Raw genomic sequence first — 14701 nt, 5'->3', positions numbered from 1 at the left:
AGAATCCCCACATATCACTGTTTTACTGAGCATTATAGTGCCTCTTTTTGCGCATAAAACAAGGGCAAAAGATTTTCAACTAACTAGTTGGTTATGTGAATTCGATCAAAGTCAGGTCTCTTTCTGCCCATTATAGTGACGTCATCAACCAGTTAGTTGATTGATTATGAATCAGCGAACGGCGGAGCGTTGAAATAGATGTTGAACGTGTTACTTCCATCACAAACGACTTTGAGGTGAATACATGGCGCAGATTCCAGTGGGCATCATCATGCACGGCGTGACCGGGCGAATGGGTAAAAATCAACATCTCATCCGTTCGATTGTGCAGATTCGGCAGCAGGGCGGTGTCGCGCTGGCCAATGGCGATCGATTGATGCCCGATCCGATTCTGATTGGCCGCAACGCGGAAAAAATGGCTGCACTGGCGCGAGAGTTTGGTATCGAACGTTGGGGAACCAACATTGATGAAGCACTGAATAATCCGCATGACATCATCTTTTTTGATGCCGCCACCACGCAAGCACGTCCGGCGTTGCTGAAGAAAGCCATCAGCAAGGGGAAACACGTCTATTCGGAAAAGCCGGTAGCGATGGGGCTGGATGATGCGCTGGATCTATACCATTTCGCACAAGAAAAAGGCGTGTGTCACGGCGTGGTGCAGGACAAGCTATGGCTGCCGGGTCTGCAAAAGCTGCGTTTGCTAAATGAATCCGGCTTCTTTGGTCGCGTGTTATCGGTGCGCGGTGAATTTGGCTACTGGGTATTTGAAGGCGATCGCCAACCGGCCCAACGTCCATCCTGGAACTACCGCAGCGAAGATGGCGGCGGCATTATCCTCGACATGATTTGCCACTGGCGCTACGTCATCGACAACCTGTTCGGTGAAATCAAAAGCCTGAGTTGCATCGGCGCAACCCACATTCCACAGCGCTGGGATGAACAGCAGCAACCTTATGACGCCACGGCGGATGACGCGGTGTACGCCACCTTCGAACTGCACAACGGCGCGATTGTTCAGATCAACAGTTCATGGTGCGTGCGCGTGCGGCGCGATGATCTGGTGACATTCCAGGTGGATGGCGTAAACGGTTCAGCGGTGGCTGGCCTTAGCGATTGCTTCACGCAGGCTAGCGTCAATACGCCGAAGCCGGTCTGGAATCCGGATATCCGTCAAACCCATAACTTCTTCGATGACTGGGCCAGCGTGCCGGATACCCAGGTCTACGACAATGCATTCAAAGTGCAGTGGGAGCTGTTTTTACGCCACGTCTGGGGCGAAGGGGAGTATCGCTGGGATCTGCTGGAAGGAGCCAAAGGTCTGCAACTGGTCGATCTGGCTCTGAAAAGCTGGAAAGAGCGTCGCTGGGTTGATGTGCCATCGCTGGATCGCTAAGGAGCCGAACATGAGTCGTCCCCATTCCGAACAGCTTTCGCTCAACACGGCGACCGTGCGCCAGCAGTGGGATTTACGCCAAATCATTGAAGGTTGTGCGCGCCATGAGATTCGCGGCATCTCGCCGTGGCGCGATCAGGTAGCAAACATCGGTTTAGCAGAAGCGGCGCGGCTGATTCGTCATCACGATCTGCGGGTGAGTGGCTACTGCCGGGGCGGCATGTTTCCCGGCGTTGATCAGCAAGCACGCCAGGCGACCCTGGCCGACAACCAGCGAGCGGTGGATGAAGCGCTGGAACTGGGCGCAGAGTGCCTGGTGCTGGTGGTCGGCGGTTTGCCGCCAGGTTCGAAAGATCTGCCGGGGGCGCGACAGCAAGTGCGTGATGGACTCAGCGCTCTGCTGGAGTACGCCCGCGCGGGCGGCATGCCGCTGGCGATTGAACCGCTGCATCCCATGTACGCGGCGGATCGTGCCTGCATCAACACGCTGAAACAGGCTAACGACCTCTGCGATGAGCTGGGCGACGATGGACTGGGGATTGCCGTCGATGTCTATCACACCTGGTGGGATGCTGAGTTTTATCAGGAAATCGCCCGTGCGGGTCTGAAACGGCTGCTGGCGTTTCATATCTGCGACTGGCTAACGCCCACGAGGGATCTGCTGGAAGATCGCGGCATGATGGGCGATGGCGTTATCGATATTCGCGCCATGCGGGAAGCGGTAGAAGCTCAGGGTTATCGCGGATTACATGAAGTGGAAATTTTCTCCCGCCTGAACTGGTGGACTCAGGATCCAGATGAGGTGCTTAAGACCTGCAAGGCTCGCCATCTGGCGCACGGTTAACCGTATCTGACAGAGCTGAAAAGCTGTTTTCGTCGGTCACAGACATTGTCGAGGAAAAGATGAATACAGATACCCGCAAAATGATTCTGGTCACCGTGCTGTGCGGCCTTGGCTACATGATGTACTCGGTGGATCGCATGACGGTGTCATCAGCCATCGGGCTGATCGCTGGAGAGTTTGGTCTCGGTAAAGCGGAGAGTGGCATTCTGCTCTCCTCCTTCTTTTTTGGCTTCATCGTCTTTCTGTTCATTTCCGGCATTATCGCCGACAAGTTAAGCGGCAAACCGGTATTAATTCTCGGCCTGATGATGTTTTCACTGGCGACACTGTTAACGGGTGTCGCCGGCAGCATGACCAGCCTGATTTTTTACCGCGTGATGACGGGGGTAGGTGAGGGCATCTTCTGGCCAGCCGCCTCGCTCGAAGTGGCCAACGTGACCAGCGAAAAACAGCGCACCACGGTGATGTCACTCTACTGGATGGGGTACCCGATTGGCGGCTTCCTCGGCACATGGATGGGCGCCATGCTCGGTCCGATATTTGGCTGGCGCGTGGTGTTCTACGTGGCAGGCGCGATGGGCATGCTGGTGGCGCTGTTGTATCTGGTGCTGGTGAAAAATGATCGTAAACCTGCCGAGTTGATTGCACGCCAGGCGGCGGAGAAAGTGCCATTAAGAACCTTATTTCGCCATGCGCCGGTGCTGTTGATGGCCGCGTTCTATTTCGTGCTGCTGGCAGGCTGGTGGATTGTGCTGCTGTGGGCACCAAGCTATTTGATGCAGGTGAAAAATCTGTCGATTGGCACTGCAGGCACCATCGCCAGTTTGTTGGGCATTACCGGTGCGCTCGGCGGCTTTGTGCTGGGGCGCTACTGCGATAAGGGCGATTTTAAACGTCGTCGCACCATTCTGATGACCATTACTTTTATCAGCGGGCTGGTGATGGCCGCCATGGCATTCAATCTTTCGGTGCCGTTGGTGATTGTGCTGGTGCTGATCCTCGGTTTCCTTGGCTATCCGATTACACCCATTGTTCTCTCGCTCACTGCTGAACTGGTGCCGCCTTCTCTGCGTGGTTCAGCCATCGGCTTTGTGATGAATATGGGAATGGCGGCGGGCGGCATCTCGCCGATTGTGGCGGGTTATTACGCGCAACATTACACCTTGCAACCGGTCTGGCTGGTCGCCGCCTGCGTCATTATCTGCAGCAGCCTGGTGTTGCTGGGGGTGCGTCGCCTGCCTATCGGAAGCCACAACAGTTCGCAGAATGTGATGCCGTCCGGGCATCTGGCAAAACACTGAAATAAGGAACAGAACCATGTCTGTGAGCAATAAAGTGCGTTTACTGGATCGCAACGGTCAGCCCTACAGTTACATCATGCAAGGTGAGCGCCACTGGAGCGTACCGGCGAAACCGGTATTTAACCGCGACGTTTATGCCGCTGCACATGTGGTTGCCGACCCGCAGCGCATGCAAAATCCGCATAGCGATATGGCGATTGACTGGGACAGCACGCTGGAATATCGCCATCATTTAATGTCGCTGGGATTGGGCATCGCGGAAGCCATGGATACCGCGCAACGCGGCATGGGGCTGGATTGGCCAACCGCGCTGGAGCTTATAAAACGCAGCGTTGAGCAAGCGAAAGCTTATCCGGGGGCACGGGTCGCCAGCGGGGCTGGCACCGATCATCTGACGGACTTTTCCCAACTAACCCTACAGGATGTGATTGCCGCGTATGAGCAGCAAATCTCAGCAATCGAAGCCTGTGGCGGCCGTATTATCTTAATGGCCAGTCGCGCGCTCGCCGCCATTGCTAAAGGGCCAGAGGATTACATCACCGTTTACAGCACGCTTCTGCGCCAGGTGCGTGAGCCAGTTATTTTGCACTGGCTGGGGGACATGTTTGATCCTGCACTACGCGGTTACTGGGGCGGCGCGACGATTCACAGTGCAATGGAGGTTTGCCTTGCGGTGATTCGCGAAAATCAGGCAAAAGTGGAGGGGATAAAAATCTCTCTGCTGGATAAAGATCGTGAAATAGAGATGCGTCGCCAGCTGCCGGCTTCCGTCAAAATGTATACCGGCGATGACTTTAACTATCCCGAACTGATCGCCGGGGATGAGCAAGGTTTCTCGCATGCGCTGCTGGGCATTCTCGACGGCATTGCACCGGCCGCCACCAGCGCACTGCATGCTTTGGCGCAGGGCGATCGCGCCTCCTTTGAACGGATACTGGCACCGACAGTGCCGCTGGCACGGCATTTGTTCTCGGCACCCACTCAGTACTACAAGTCGGGCATCGTGTTCCTGGCCTGGTTGAATGGCCATCAGAAGCATTTCACCTTGCTGGGCGGCATGCAGAGTGCGCGCAGTCTGACGCACTACTCTGAAGCCTTTAGACTGGCGGATGAGGCTGGTTTGTTGAATAACGCGGATGTGGCTGCTGAACGCATGTGGTCGCTGGCGAAGTTGCACGGTATTTGAATATTTTGAGGGCGGTTGCGGCCGCCCAGCTACCACATTTGATCGACAAAAGTCCCTTCTTCTGCCCGCGATTCCACCTTCCTGCATGTCATAAGAATCCCCTATAAACAGAAAAGTCACTATTTAACATTGAGTTATATGTCATTTAACAAAACTGTGACATTGCACAATATACATATAACATATTATGTTTTATAAATACTGACATAACATTACAGTCAAGGTTCTGGAGGCGTTGATGAGTACTATCCCGTCAGGAAATACCCGCAATACAACCGAGCATGAAGAGCGAAAATTCAAACGATCGATCGGTTTGATGTCCAACTTCTCATTGGGTTTTACCTATTTATCCCCTCTCACCGCCGTCTACTCCCTGTTTGCTCTCGCCATGACGTTGGCCGGTCCGCCCTCTATCTGGTGGATACTGATTGCGGCAGGAGGGCAACTTCTGGTGGCAATGGTATTTGGTGAAGTGGCGTCACAATATCCGATTACCGGTGGTTTATATCCGTGGTCGCGTATTTTATGGGGCAAGAAATATGCGTGGATTGCCGCCTGGGTTTATCTCTGGGCGCTGGTGGTGACCATCACCTCAATCGCCGAATACAGCTCAACCTTTGTTGCCTCGTTATTAGGCTATGAGCAAACGGCGATTAATTTACTGATGACGTCGGTGGTGTTGCTGTTAATGATGATGGCCATCAACCTCTCCGGAACTAAAAACCTGGCACGCGTGGCGCGTATTGGTTTCTGGTGTGAAATTGTTAGCGTGATTGCGTTGGGTATCTATTTACTGTTGTTCCATCGCATGCAGCCAATCAGTGTGATCTTTGATTCGATGGGTGTGAATGCCAGCAGTGGCTACATGGGTGCCTTTATGTCGGCGTCATTGCTCGGTCTGTTTATGTTCTTCGGTTTTGAAGCCTGCGGTAACGTGGCGGAAGAAGTGCAGAACGCCAGCCGGAAGATTCCTGTCGCGATGATTCTGAGCATTGTGTTTGGCGCGATTTCGGCGGTGATTTCGGTATTGGGTTATCTGTTGTCCTATCCTAATCTGCACGACATTGTGTCGGGCAAAATCCAGAACCCAATCCCTGAGATTCTGAATAACGCGTTGGGGCCGATGGGGGAGAAGATCTTTATCGTGGTGGCGGTGATTGCCATGCTGTCATGCATCCTTTCACTGCAGGCAGCCCTCAGCAGACTGCTGTTCTCTTTCTCGCGGGACAAGATGCTGCCCGGCAGCAACTGGATGGCGAAAATTTCCAAACACGATGTGCCCGACAACGCCATGATTGTCAGCTGTGCCTTACCGCTGTTGATTTGCATCTGGGTTTACTATCAGCCCGATAACCTGGCGCGAATTACCGCCTTTGCCGTAGCGGGGATCTATATCTCCTTCCAGATGGTGGTCTTAGCGGCACTGCGTAAACGTCTGCAAGGGTGGAAACCGCAGGGAGAATGGAGTATTAGCCGCTGGGGCATGTGGGTCAATATTCTGGCGCTGATGTACGGGATGAGCGGTATTTATTTACTGGTGCAGCCGGGCGAGGGCAGCTTCGTCGATAAATGGATTGTATTAATCGGCTTATTTATTGTGGTGGGATCAGGTGCGCTGTATATGTTTATTGCCAGACCTTATAACCAGAAAAGCAATGAACAGCATTATGATCTGAGTGCAATCAAAGAATAATCGTTACGGGTGAGGGTCACCTCACCCCTTTCAAGCATTTCATCTCTCTTTTCACTCCATCGCCGATACCATGCGAAGGGAGCGGCGTGTCTGACATATTGAATAGGAATTATTATGAGCCTGAATTCAAGAAAAAAGACAAATTTATCCATCTGGCAAGTGATTATTATTGGTATCGCCTATATGACGCCGATGACGGTATTTGATACCTTCGGCATTGTCTCAAAATTGACTGAAGGCCGTGTGCCGTTAGCTTATTTACTGGCGCTGGCAGCGGTGTTATTTACCGCACTGAGTTATGGCCGCATGGTGAAACTCTATCCGAGTGCGGGTTCGGCCTATACCTACGCACGCAATGTGTGCGGTAACAATGTGGGTTTTCTGGTGGGTTGGTCATCGCTGTTAGATTATATTTTTCTGCCGATGATTAACTCACTGCTGGCAGGCATCTATTTGCAAACGTTGTTGCCCGCCATTCCACCGTGGATCTCTATCCTCGCTTTCACCACGTTGATTACCTATATTAATTGCTGCAACATTAAAATTTTGGCCAACGTTAATTTTCTGTTTGTCGGCATGCCGGTTATTTTGATGGGTGTGTTTGTTTACCTGGTGGTTCACGATCTGGATACCGCCTACGGCACTGGCCGCGTTTTAACGGTCACGCCGTTGTTCAATGGCAATGCCAGTATTCTCCCGCTAATTAGCGGTGCTGCCGTACTCTGTTTCTCCTTCCTCGGTTTCGATGCTGTGACCACGCTGTCTGATGAAACAGACAGACCAGAGAATGTTATCCCCAAAGCGGTGTTTTATACCGCATTAATCGGCGGCGCGATTTTCTTCCTCGCGGCATGGTTTATTCAGCTTTACTACCCCGATAACGCCATGTTCAAAAATCCGATGGAAGCGATGCCGGAAATTGTTTTATACGTGGGTGGCCGATTCTTCCAGACGCTATTTCTGCTGGGTATTTTATTGAACACCGTGGCTTCTGCGCTCGCCTCGCACGCCAGTGCGGCACGACTGCTGCATATTATGGGGAAAAACAATCCGGTTACCGCGCCGGTATTTGGTTACATCCATCCGAAAACGCGTAATCCGCTCTACTGCGTATTATTAACCGGCTTTATTTCGCTCAGCTCGATCTTTTTTGATTTAGATACTGCCGTTTCATTAATTAGTTTTGGTGCGCTGGTGGCGTTTAGCGCCGTGAACCTTTCAGTTATCGTGAAATTCGTTTTTGTCGATAAACAAATCAGTACCTTCAGTGATTTGTTCAGAAATATGGTGCTGCCGGTGTGTGGCCTGGCGTGTGTGGCGATGATGTGGGTCAACCTCGATCATGATGCCTTTATGCTGGGATCTATTTGGGCGGTGTTAGGGATTAGCTGGATTATTTACTGCAGTGTTACCCAACGTGAAGTGATGATTTCCGAGTGAAAAAGTAGTGCAACTCACAGTGAATCTTCCTGTGGTGCGATTAACGAACCGAGAATAATCGATGAGCAGACAGCCTGATTTAATTAAACCTGTATTAATGCGTGATGCAAAATTTTCGCGACCGAGTCAGACCGCCATCAATGGCGACTGGAACTGGGTCAGACAGTGTGATGAAACAGAGAATATCGATCCGGGAAATCCGGCCAATTACTACGAGTCGACGCTTGCCCCCTGGACAACATTTGCCCCGCTGGAAGGTGATAAAGTGTGTGAATTCGTAGTCATTGGTGGCGGGTTGCTGGGGGCCTCGACGGCGCTGCATCTGGCAGAAGCCGGTATCGAAACGGTACTGCTGGAAAAAAACGCCATTGGGTCGGGTGCGTCTGGACGTAACGGCGGGCAACTGACACCGGGATTGGCCCGATGGGAGGCGGAGTCAATGCTGGATAATCTCAGTATCGATGAAGCGAAGCGCCTGTGGCATTTCACCTCAACCGAAGCCATGTCGCTGATTGATGATATCGCCAGCCGCTATCACCTCGATCTGGATCGTCAACGCGGGCACATTACCGCCGCCATTCATCCCGGCCATATGAATGCGCTGGTGCAGGCGGCGGATGCGCGTCGCTTTCTCGGGGATGACCATGTGGCGGTGTTAGGCGGCTATGAGTTGCAGGAGCATATCAAATCCGATGCCTATTACGGAGGCGTGTTAGACGACCTTGGCGGACAGATTCACTCTCTGGCGCTCAACCGCGGTCTGATTTACGGCTTTGTGCTGAATGGCGGCCAGGTTCATGAGCAGAGTGAAGTGATACGGATTGAGGAAGTCGGGAGTGTGACGCGCGTTCACACCGCCGCAGGTGTGATTACCGCAACCAAAGGCGTGGTGATTGCGGTTCATGATGCGACACATACTTTGCTGAACGAGAATAACGCCACCACCATTCCTTTCTATACCTATGTCGGCGTCACGTCGCCCGTCAGCGGCGGCTCAAAAACCCTTCTGCCCACTGGCAAACCTGTGTATGACACCCAGTTGCAGATAGATTATTACCGCCCGGTGCGAAATGAGCGTCTGCTGTTTGGGGGACAGGGAACGGGCATGCGCTGGGACGATACCCGCACGGTCGATTACCTGACATCACGCTTGCGGGCGGTTTTTCCCGAGCACGAAGAGCTACAGCTCGATTTTGCCTGGAGCGGTACCACGGATCTCACCCTCAATGGTGCCACCGACTGCCGTAAAGGCGGCAAGAACGGCAAGATCTATTCGGTGCATGGCTGGAGTGGGCATGGCATCGCGCAGACAGTACGCATTGGCAAGGCGATTCGTGATGATATCGTTAATGCCAACAGCGATTTTTCAATGCTGACGGCGATTAAACACACACCGTTAATGATTGGCAGAAAACTGGCTCCGGTGGCCATTCCGCTGGCGAAGACGCTACTCGGTATTAGCGCCAAACTGGCACCGGGTAAAATGATTTCGTTTTAATCAGCACCCTGCCGCTAAGGGCGGCAGGGTTTTACAGGAAATAAATTTTGCAAAAGCCGTTTTGCGTGATCTGATAAGGTGCATCGATATTTAGCAACGAGCCGGTGCGATAGTGCAAATGGCTGGAAAATATCACGCGATTTTCGCTATTGGTCATAACAACCTTGCTGCTACTTTGCTTCACAATAGGCAATAAGGCTTCCTCAATACGGCTGACTAATATATCTACCGCTGCCACGCCCACCATATTTCCGTCAATCACCACAGGAGACGCGGCTGTAATGGTATACGCTGAGGTGCAAACATAATCCACATACGGGCCGTGTAAACAAACGTCCTCGGCATCGGGCGTATTTTTAAACCATTCAAAGGTACTAAAATCCAGCCGCTGCTGCGTGGCCTGATCGAGATCTAAGCAGGATTGTTGATTGCTCTTCGGGTTTTTAAACCACCATTCGAGGAACCAGTAGGGTTGAGCAAGGTTTTCTGTTGCCAGATGGCTGGCAAAGCCCGCGCCAGAGCAAAACTGACTCTCCAGCAGGATTTTTTCGATTGAAGGGTAGAGACTTTTACGCAGGCTACTCTCACGCTGTTTATCAGATGCGATGCCCGCAACGGGAATCGTGGCAAGGGTCTGATTAACGTAAGCAGAGAGATGTTTCGTCGAGAGCGTCACCGCAGCGAATAGCGCTTCCAATGTATTCACGATCCGCTCTTGGTTATTGACATCACTCACTCTTCTCTCCTCACATAATCTCTTTAAAGCTTATTTTATATTCAATGAGTTTTGACGTTAATTCATTAATCAGCGCACTCGCCAGATTAACCGCAGCCAGTTCATCATGACCGCGAAATGCGGTCAATAACTTGCGATAAATATCGACAGTAGTGTGATGAGCCGCATCTGACTTATATAAAAGTGTGACCAGAGACGCCCATTCAGATTGGATAATCAACTCCTGGCTGGCAATTCTCGCCGACTGCGAATTCGCAGCAATCGTCAACAAACAACGCATATCTGCCTGGCTGCGCATTTCTGCGCTGGATGCCTGCTCCAGGATATCCACAAATTGCGTGAGCGTGGCGATGTCGCTGGCCGTCATGCGGGTGGACGCTAATCTTGCGGCATGGCAGAAAATCGCACAGTGCCATTCACCCAAATCAGACAGATATTCCGTGCTGATCAAATTGAACGGATGTTGACTCGATGTCTGCTTATCGATGCTGTTGGCAACAAAACTGCCACCGTTTCGCCCGCGCACGGTGTAAACCAGACCGTTGGCGCGCAGGGTGTTCAGCGCTTCGCGAATCGTGATGTGTGAGACGCCCATCATTCGGGCCAAATCCGCTTCATTCGGCAGTTGCTCATTGGCTTCAAGTAAACCTGAAACGATAGCGTTGGCCAATCGCTGCACGATTTGATCGGAACGACTGGACTGCCCAATAGGGGAAAAAATCACTGCATGAGTAATCATAGTCCTCGTGATTTCTTATTCGTGTTGGGGAGGCAAGATGCACATTCATAACATAAAACATCCACATTGGAAACAATGAGTTGCCTTATCTGGTTGCGACGGAAAACCGTGATAAGCAACGCAATCAGCAGCTTAAACCAACAGCTGCTCAAACAGCCTCTTACGGATCTGTGAACCCGCAAATATGCGAGTGCAATCAAATTAATGTGAAAGAAACGTTGCCTGATTTGTGATCATAATGATAAAACCTAATATGTTATATGATTAAAGGAGCCTGTCGCATGCGTAAGATAAAACACTTTATCAATGGAGCCTTCTGTGAGGGTTCTGGCAGTGAGACTTTCGAACTGGTCAGCCCGGTGAGCGGTGAAGTCTATGCATTATCCCCCCTTGCTAATGAAGACGATGTCAACGCGGCCTATACCGCCGCTAAAAGTGCTTTTCAAATCTGGAAAAAGAGTACGCCAGGTGAGCGCCAGCGCGCGTTGCTGCATCTGGCGGATGCGGTCGAGCAGAACTGTGAGCGTATCGTTGATATCCAGAGCGAGGAGACCGGTCAGTTAAAGCACTTTATCCGTCAGGAAGAGATCGCTGGTTCCTGCGATGCGATTCGCTTTTTTGCCGGTGCCGCCCGCTGTCAGGAAGGAAAAGCCTCGGGTGAATATATGGCGGGCTTTAACTCCACCATTCGCCGCGAGCCGCTGGGTATCGTTGGCCAGGTCACGCCATGGAACTACCCATTTATGATGGCGGTATGGAAGATCGCCCCTGCGCTGGCAGCGGGAAACACAGTGGTGTTAAAACCCAGTGATACCACACCACTCAGCACCTTGCTGCTGGCCGAGTTGGCGGCTCCATTCTTCCCGCCAGGTGCCATCAATGTGGTGTTAGGTAAAGCCGCGAGTGGCTCGCTGGTGGTGTCGCATACCGATGCTTCGCTGGTGTCAATCACCGGTTCGGTACGCGCCGGTTTACAGGTGGCGGCATCAGCGGCAGCCAATCTGACCAAAGCACATCTGGAACTGGGCGGTAAAGCACCGGTGATTGTGTTTGGCGATGCTGACGTAGACAAAGCGGTGAAAACCATTTGCGCCGCTGGTTTCTTTAATGCCGGTCAGGACTGCACTGCCGCTACGCGTATTCTGGTTGAAGAGGCAATTTATCCCCATTTCCTCGATAAATTAGTCAGTGAAGCGCGCAGTCTGCGTTTCGGCCAGCCTGATGATACCGACGCTTTTTATGGTGCGCTCAACAGCCAAAATCAGCTGGAACAGGTGAAAGGTTTTATCGCCCGTCTGCCTGCGCACGCGCGCGTTGAAACCGGCGGCAAAGCAGGTAACGGACCTGGCTTCTATTTCGAACCCACCATTATTTCCGGGCTGCAGCAGAAAGATGAGGCTATCCAGCACGAGGTGTTCGGACCGGTGATGACGATTCAATCTTTCACGTCTGAAAGTGAAGCGTTATCGATGGCGAATGACGTGGAATACGGTCTGGCGGCCAGCGTCTGGACGCGCGATCACCGTCGGGCGCAGCTATTTAGCCGTGAACTCGATTTCGGCACGGTCTGGATCAACAACCATATTCCTCTCTGTGCGGAGATGCCGCATGGCGGATTTAAAAAGTCCGGCTATGGCAAAGACCTTTCTGCGTATTCCTTAGAAGAGTACACCCGCATTAAACATGTCATGAGCGACTTATCTTAACGGTGGAGAATCAACATGAAAAAGATCGCAATGGTGGTGGCACTGTTTGTTTCTTCCAGCTGTTTTGCCAGCCAAACACCGCTGGAGGTGGTGAAAGAGTATATGGGCGCATGGAATCAGCATAATGCCCACAAGGCCGGAACCTACCTGGCAAAAGATGTGATCTATTATGACGCGGCCGTCGGCACTCCGGTAAAAGGCAATAGCGATGCCGAGAAAAATGTTATTAAAGCCTTTATTGATGGTGTGCCGGATTTGAAATGGCAGATGATCGGTAAACCCGTTTATAACCATGACATTGTGGCTTTCGAATGGATGTTCTCCGGCGTCAACAACGGTGAATGGGCGGGTAGTCCGGCAACCAATAAACCGATTAAATTCCACGGCGTTTCATATATTAAAGTGAACGAGGGTAAAATCACTTATCAAGGTGATTATTACGACTCGAAGAAACTCGACGAACAATTAAAGTAATTATTAATAAATTGAATCCATGCCTGAATATTTACGGCAGGCATCGTATCGCTTGAACAGAAGGTTCGAACAATGAAAAACTCTGATTTTAATCAGCGTCGTCAGCGTGCTACCCCACGCGGCGTGGGCGTCATGTGTGATTTCTATGCGCAGCAGGCGGACAATGCCACGATCACGGATGTAGAGGGCGCGGAATATATCGATTTCGCCGCCGGCATCGCCGTATTGAATACCGGACATCGCCACGCCAAAGTGGTAGAGGCGATTGAGAAACAGCTGGCACAGTTTACCCATACCGCCTATCAAATTGTCCCCTACGAGAGTTATGTCGGTCTGGCTGAAAAAATCAATGAGCTGACGCCGATTGAAGGCGAGACCAAAACCGCATTCTTTACCACCGGTGCAGAAGCGGTGGAAAACGCGATTAAAATCGCCCGTTGTCACACCGGACGCCCTGGCGTTATCGCATTCGGTGGCGGTTTCCATGGCCGTACCTACATGACCATGGCGCTGACCGGAAAGGTTAAGCCTTATAAAATCGGTTTTGGTCCATTCCCCGGTTCGGTGTTCCATGCCGTTTATCCTTCAGAAGCACGCGGTATCAGCGTGCAGGACAGCATTCGTTCGTTAGAGTCGCTGTTCCAGTGCGATATCGATCCACAGCAGGTTGCCGCAATAATCTTCGAACCGGTGCAGGGTGAGGGCGGGTTTAACGTTGCGCCTGCCGAATTTGTCGAGGCGCTGCGTGACATCTGCGATCGACACGGCATTGTTTTGATCGCCGATGAAGTGCAAAGCGGTTTTGCCCGTACTGGCAAACTGTTTGCCATGCAGCATTATCATCATCAGGCCGATCTTATGACCATGGCGAAAAGCCTGGCGGGCGGGATGCCACTCTCCGCCGTGGCCGGTAAAGCTGCCATCATGGACAGCCCGCTGCCGGGTGGTCTGGGCGGGACCTATGCGGGTAATCCTCTCTCCATCGCCGCCGCCCATGCGGTGATTGATGCCATCAGTGAAGAAAAGCTGTGTGAACGTGCAGTTCATCTGGGAGCCAAACTGCGTTCGGTGCTGGAGAGTGCCGTAGAAACTTGTCCGGCACTGAGCGATGTGCGGGGTGTGGGTTCGATGATTGCCGCTGAATTCAGCGATCCTGCCACCGGTGCGCCTTCTGCGTCGGCAGCTCAGGCAGTGCAAAAGCAGGCGCTGGCGCAAGGCTTGCTGTTGCTGACTTGCGGGCCGCATGGCAACGTCATTCGTTTCCTTTATCCGCTCACTATCCCTGATGCACAGTTTGATAAAGCGCTGATGATGGTGAAAGACGCATTACAGGCTGCAGTTTAAGCACAGCGGTGTGAGGTCGGTGTCTAAAACGGCTGCATCATGCACGAAAAAAAGCCCGCCATTGGCGTAATGCCGATCAGTTAAGACAAAAATGATCGGTTGAACGATCCGGCAGTTCTGCAAGAATCCGTAATCTCTCAGGGATTACGGATTTTTTTATGCTTCTCAGTCAGGCTCTCGATATCGTTCATAAGTTTACGCCTCAGGAATTCTCGAGGCTTTCCGATCTCCTTTCTCCTGAACTCATTGACGAGTGTCTCGCTGATACCGGGACAGTGACGTTACGAAAGCGCCGTTTATCGATGGAAATGATGGTCTGGGCTGTAACCGGCATGGCACTTTTT

Annotated in this window: 13 protein-coding genes; 11 read left to right on the top strand and 2 right to left on the bottom strand. The window is 52.0% G+C overall.

Annotated elements, in window-relative coordinates:
- Positions 1-244 precede the first annotated feature (244 nt).
- From FD744_RS00065 to FD744_RS00035, 7 genes are all read left to right on the top strand, one after another.
- Positions 245-1396: a Gfo/Idh/MocA family protein gene (locus FD744_RS00065; RefSeq protein WP_160866806.1), complete on the top strand. Its 1152-nt coding sequence runs from the start codon at positions 245-247 to the stop codon at positions 1394-1396.
- 10 nt (positions 1397-1406) lie between these two features.
- Positions 1407-2240 (top strand): sugar phosphate isomerase/epimerase, encoded by an 834-nt coding sequence (locus FD744_RS00060; RefSeq protein ID WP_160866805.1) that lies wholly within the window; start codon positions 1407-1409, stop codon positions 2238-2240.
- A gap of 59 nt (positions 2241-2299) precedes the next feature.
- On the top strand, positions 2300-3541 hold the full coding sequence (locus FD744_RS00055; RefSeq protein ID WP_160866804.1) for an MFS transporter: 1242 nt from the start codon (positions 2300-2302) through the stop codon (positions 3539-3541).
- A gap of 16 nt (positions 3542-3557) precedes the next feature.
- Positions 3558-4727, top strand: coding sequence for a dihydrodipicolinate synthase family protein (locus FD744_RS00050; protein ID WP_160866803.1), 1170 nt, complete (start codon positions 3558-3560; stop codon positions 4725-4727).
- Positions 4728-4965: 238 nt separating this feature from the next.
- The gene (locus tag FD744_RS00045) at positions 4966-6420 is read left to right on the top strand and encodes an APC family permease (RefSeq protein WP_160866802.1); all 1455 of its coding nucleotides are present in this window, start codon (positions 4966-4968) and stop codon (positions 6418-6420) included.
- A gap of 114 nt (positions 6421-6534) precedes the next feature.
- Positions 6535-7860, top strand: coding sequence for an APC family permease (locus FD744_RS00040; RefSeq protein ID WP_160866801.1), 1326 nt, complete (start codon positions 6535-6537; stop codon positions 7858-7860).
- Positions 7861-7921: 61 nt separating this feature from the next.
- Positions 7922-9358, top strand: coding sequence for an FAD-binding oxidoreductase (locus tag FD744_RS00035; protein WP_160866800.1), 1437 nt, complete (start codon positions 7922-7924; stop codon positions 9356-9358).
- Between the two features lie 31 nt (positions 9359-9389).
- On the opposite strand, the gene FD744_RS00030 is transcribed toward FD744_RS00035, so the two are convergent.
- Together FD744_RS00030 and FD744_RS00025 are read right to left on the bottom strand one after the other, a co-directional pair.
- Entirely contained in the window at positions 9390-10094 is a 705-nt protein-coding gene (locus FD744_RS00030) for a cache domain-containing protein (RefSeq protein WP_160866799.1), read from the bottom strand.
- Positions 10095-10104: 10 nt separating this feature from the next.
- Positions 10105-10833, bottom strand: a complete 729-nt coding sequence (locus FD744_RS00025; RefSeq protein WP_160866798.1) for a FadR/GntR family transcriptional regulator — start codon at positions 10831-10833, stop codon at positions 10105-10107.
- 281 nt (positions 10834-11114) lie between these two features.
- Here FD744_RS00025 and FD744_RS00020 point away from each other — a divergent pair, with 281 nt between their 5' ends.
- From FD744_RS00020 to FD744_RS00005, 4 genes are all read left to right on the top strand, one after another.
- A complete protein-coding gene (locus tag FD744_RS00020; protein ID WP_034827467.1) occupies positions 11115-12539 on the top strand; it encodes a gamma-aminobutyraldehyde dehydrogenase in 1425 nt (474 codons plus the stop codon).
- A gap of 15 nt (positions 12540-12554) precedes the next feature.
- Positions 12555-13013, top strand: a complete 459-nt coding sequence (locus tag FD744_RS00015; protein ID WP_160866797.1) for an ester cyclase — start codon at positions 12555-12557, stop codon at positions 13011-13013.
- Positions 13014-13085: 72 nt separating this feature from the next.
- Positions 13086-14357 (top strand): 4-aminobutyrate transaminase, encoded by a 1272-nt coding sequence (puuE, locus tag FD744_RS00010; RefSeq protein WP_160866796.1) that lies wholly within the window; start codon positions 13086-13088, stop codon positions 14355-14357.
- 158 nt (positions 14358-14515) lie between these two features.
- On the top strand, positions 14516-14701 hold a 186-nt coding region (locus FD744_RS00005; protein ID WP_202403350.1), incomplete at its 3' end, for a transposase domain-containing protein.

It is taken from the genome of Pantoea sp. Taur, from assembly GCF_009830025.1.
GTDB lineage: Bacteria > Pseudomonadota > Gammaproteobacteria > Enterobacterales > Enterobacteriaceae > Pantoea > Pantoea communis.
This window is presented reverse-complemented; position numbering and strand designations above follow the sequence as displayed.

Coding starts and splice junctions, on each gene's coding strand:
- FD744_RS00065 (WP_160866806.1), top strand. CDS start 245: ATGGCGCAGATTCCAGTGGGCATCATCATGCACGGCGTGACCGGGCGA.
- FD744_RS00060 (WP_160866805.1), top strand. CDS start 1,407: ATGAGTCGTCCCCATTCCGAACAGCTTTCGCTCAACACGGCGACCGTG.
- FD744_RS00055 (WP_160866804.1), top strand. CDS start 2,300: ATGAATACAGATACCCGCAAAATGATTCTGGTCACCGTGCTGTGCGGC.
- FD744_RS00050 (WP_160866803.1), top strand. CDS start 3,558: ATGTCTGTGAGCAATAAAGTGCGTTTACTGGATCGCAACGGTCAGCCC.
- FD744_RS00045 (WP_160866802.1), top strand. CDS start 4,966: ATGAGTACTATCCCGTCAGGAAATACCCGCAATACAACCGAGCATGAA.
- FD744_RS00040 (WP_160866801.1), top strand. CDS start 6,535: ATGAGCCTGAATTCAAGAAAAAAGACAAATTTATCCATCTGGCAAGTG.
- FD744_RS00035 (WP_160866800.1), top strand. CDS start 7,922: ATGAGCAGACAGCCTGATTTAATTAAACCTGTATTAATGCGTGATGCA.
- FD744_RS00025 (WP_160866798.1), bottom strand. CDS start 10,833: ATGATTACTCATGCAGTGATTTTTTCCCCTATTGGGCAGTCCAGTCGT.
- FD744_RS00020 (WP_034827467.1), top strand. CDS start 11,115: ATGCGTAAGATAAAACACTTTATCAATGGAGCCTTCTGTGAGGGTTCT.
- FD744_RS00015 (WP_160866797.1), top strand. CDS start 12,555: ATGAAAAAGATCGCAATGGTGGTGGCACTGTTTGTTTCTTCCAGCTGT.
- puuE (WP_160866796.1), top strand. CDS start 13,086: ATGAAAAACTCTGATTTTAATCAGCGTCGTCAGCGTGCTACCCCACGC.